Below are 2,915 nucleotides of genomic sequence, written 5' to 3'. Positions count from 1 at the left end.
ACACGGCGCGCTCATCGCGCACGGCGCGGTGGTGCAGCGCCGCCTGCTCTACCGGGGCAGGTCGCTGCGGTGCGGTTACGTCGAAGCGGTTGCTGTGTGCCAAGCCTGGCGCGGGCAGGGCTTGGCCACCGCGGTGCTGGACGCCTGCGAGCAGGTGATCCGGGGCGGATACCAGCTCGGCGCGCTCAGCTCGGCGGAGATCAGTCGCCGGCTCTACACCTCCCGCGGCTGGCTGCCGTGGCGTGGGCCGACGTCGGTGCTGGCTCCGACCGGTCCGGTCCGCACCGCCGCAGCCGACGCGACGGTGTTCGTGCTGCCAGTCGAGCCGGTCGGTCCCGAACCGGAGGTCCTGGACACCACGGCCGGATTGGCCTGCGACTGGCGTGACGGCGACGTCTGGTAATGCAGCGGGGAGCTGCCGTTCGGCCAGCGGACAGCCAGCCGCGGCCCTGACGGTCCCGCACGGCAACGCCTCGGCAATTGCCCGGTAACGGACGCGAAATCAGCATCGCCTACACCTGGATAGATGAAGCAACCGGACCGGGCTCCGCTCAGCGGTTACCGGGTTGCGGTGACGTCCACCCGCCGGGCCGGCGAGCTGTGTTCGCTGCTGCGCCGCCACGGCGCCACGGTCTGCGCGGCTCCCGCTATCAGCATGGTCAATCTGTCCGACGACGCCGAACTGCAGCGCAATACCGAGGCGTTGGTCGCCCGCCCACCGGACATCCTGATCGTGACGACCGCGATCGGGTTTCGCGGCTGGATCGCCGCCGCGGACGGGTGGGGCCTGGCCAGCGACCTGCTCGCCGCGCTGGCCGGTGCCCGAATCGTGTCGCGGGGACCCAAGGCCACCGGCGCGCTGCGCGCCGCCGGATTGGCCGAGGAATGGTGTCCAGACTCCGAGTCGGCCCGCGAGGTGCTCAGCTACCTGCGGAAATCCGGGGTCACCGGCCAGCGTATCGCCGTGCAGCTGCACGGCGCCACTGACGACTGGGATCCGGTTCCGGAACTGCTCGACGAGCTGCAGGCCGCCCGCGCCGATGTCGTACCCTTCCGGGTGTACCGATGGCGGGTGGCATCACTGGGCGGAGAGTTCGATCAGCTGGTCACTCAAATCGCGCAACGCCAGTTCGACGCCGTCAGTTTCACCTCCGCACCGGCGGTGGTGGCGACGCTGACCCGCGCCGGCGAACTCGGCATCCTCGACGAACTGCTCGGCGCGCTGCGTTCCGACGTCTACGCAATGTGCGTGGGTCCGGTCACCGCCAGCCCGCTGACCCGGCTGGGTATCCTGACGTCATCGCCGCGGCGGATGCGGTTGGGTGCGTTGGCCCGCCACATCGCCCACGAGCTGCCGGCCCAGCTCGCCCACACCATCCGCGCGGCCGGGCACCGGATCCAGATCCGCAGCAGCTGCGTGGTGGTCGACGACGTGGTCAAGCCGCTGCCCCCGGCACCGATGGCCACCCTGCGAGCGCTCGCACAACATCCGGGCACCGTGGTCCCCCGCAGCGAGCTGTTACGAGCGTTGCCGGGCAACGGCTCCGACACCCATGCAGTGGAGACCGCGGTGCTACGACTGCGGACCAGCCTGGGCGACAAGAAAATTGTCGCTACCGTAATCAAACGCGGTTACCGGTTGGCGATCGACGAACGCTCGGGTGCGGCATGACTCTGCTCCTGGTCGCGCACGGCACCCGCAAAGCGACCGGGGCCGCCATGATCGGCGACCTTGCGCAGCGGGTCGCCGCACTGCTGCACCAGGCGGTGCCGGTGGCATTCGTCGACGTGCTGGGTCCCACCCCGAGTGAAGTCCTCGCTGCAACGGCGGACGTCGGCCGACCGGCCATCGTGGTGCCGGCCTTCCTGTCGGGTGGGTACCACGTCTGCGCCGATCTTCCTGCCCACGTCGCCGCCAGCGGGCACCCAGATGTCACCGTCACGCCCGCCCTGGGGCCGACCCGCCGGGTAGTTCGGCTCGTCGCCGACTGCCTGTTCCAATCTGGTTGGCATCCGCGCGATTCGGTGATCCTGGCCGCAGCGGGCACGTCGGACCCGCTGGCACGAAACGACCTGCACACCACCGCCCGTTTGTTGTCAGCCCTCATCGGATCACCGGTCGAGTTGGCGTTTGCCGGCACTGGTGAGCCGAGCGTGCCCGAATCGGTGGCCGCGGCGCGTCGCCGCTCGTCGCGCCGGGTCGCGGTGGCGTCTTACCTGCTGGCCGACGGACTGTTCCAGGACCGGCTGCGACGCTGCGGTGCCGACCTCATCAGCGAACCGCTGGGCACTCACCCGGGGATGGCGCAGCTCATCGCCGGACGGTTCCACGTCGGGATGCGGGACCGGCGAGTTCAGCTAGGCCGCTCGCCCGACCTCGATGTGGCCGTCGGGTGTGACGCGGGCCGGGTACACCGGCACCGACACCCGCGGGTCGTCCAGACAGCTGCCGTCGTCGAGGGCGAACGCCTGCTTTTGGATCGGGGATGCAACGGTCAGCCGGCCGCTGCGATCGCCGACGAGTCCGCGGGACAACACCGCCGCCCCAGAAAACGGGTCCACGTTGCCGACCGCGCGCACCGTCCCGTCGTCGAGCCGGAACAACGCCGCCTGCGACCCGTCGTCGAGCAGCACACCCACCCCGCGGCCCGGAATGAGGTGGTCGTAGTCGCAGGCGGTGGTCCAGACCGCAGTATCGTTGCGCAGTGTCATGATTGCTCCTCGGTGTGCAACTGCGGCATGCCGATCAGCACCGGAGTTTTGCGTCCGTTGTGTTCGGTGAATGCCACGGTGGGGTCGGGGGCGTCGGGGGCGTTGACGAAGGACACGAACCGGGCTAGTTTGTCCGGGTCCTCCAGCACCCCTTTCCACTCGCAGGAATAGTTTTCGACGTGACGCGCCATCGCCTGCTCGAA

General features: G+C 69.7%; 4 protein-coding genes and 1 pseudogene. 3 read left to right on the top strand and 2 right to left on the bottom strand.

Annotated features, from left to right (window positions below; all coding sequences use genetic code 11):
- From AC2VON_RS20645 to AC2VON_RS20635, 3 genes and pseudogenes are all read left to right on the top strand, one after another.
- Positions 1-403 (top strand): GNAT family N-acetyltransferase (locus AC2VON_RS20645; RefSeq protein ID WP_486954583.1); only part of this gene is annotated, 403 nt, incomplete at its 5' end.
- A 123-nt stretch (positions 404-526) separates the two neighbouring features.
- Positions 527-1,672 (top strand): uroporphyrinogen-III synthase, encoded by a 1,146-nt coding sequence (locus AC2VON_RS20640; RefSeq protein ID WP_486954582.1) that lies wholly within the window; start codon positions 527-529, stop codon positions 1,670-1,672.
- Positions 1,669-2,328, top strand: a pseudogene (locus AC2VON_RS20635) (sirohydrochlorin chelatase); the annotation flags it as partial. The gene AC2VON_RS20640 and the pseudogene AC2VON_RS20635, both read left to right, overlap by 4 nt.
- 30 nt (positions 2,329-2,358) lie before the next feature.
- Here the strand turns inward: AC2VON_RS20635 and nirD are convergent.
- A complete protein-coding gene (gene nirD, locus AC2VON_RS20630; RefSeq protein WP_486954581.1) occupies positions 2,359-2,712 on the bottom strand; it encodes a nitrite reductase small subunit NirD in 354 nt (117 codons plus the stop codon).
- Positions 2,709-2,915: hypothetical protein (locus AC2VON_RS20625; protein ID WP_486954580.1), on the bottom strand; the 207-nt coding region annotated here is incomplete at its 5' end. The genes nirD and AC2VON_RS20625, both read right to left, overlap by 4 nt.

This window comes from Mycobacterium sp. TH-M82 (assembly GCF_057473605.1).
Note: the sequence above shows the minus strand (reverse complement) of the source record. Positions and strands in the feature narration are given on the sequence as shown.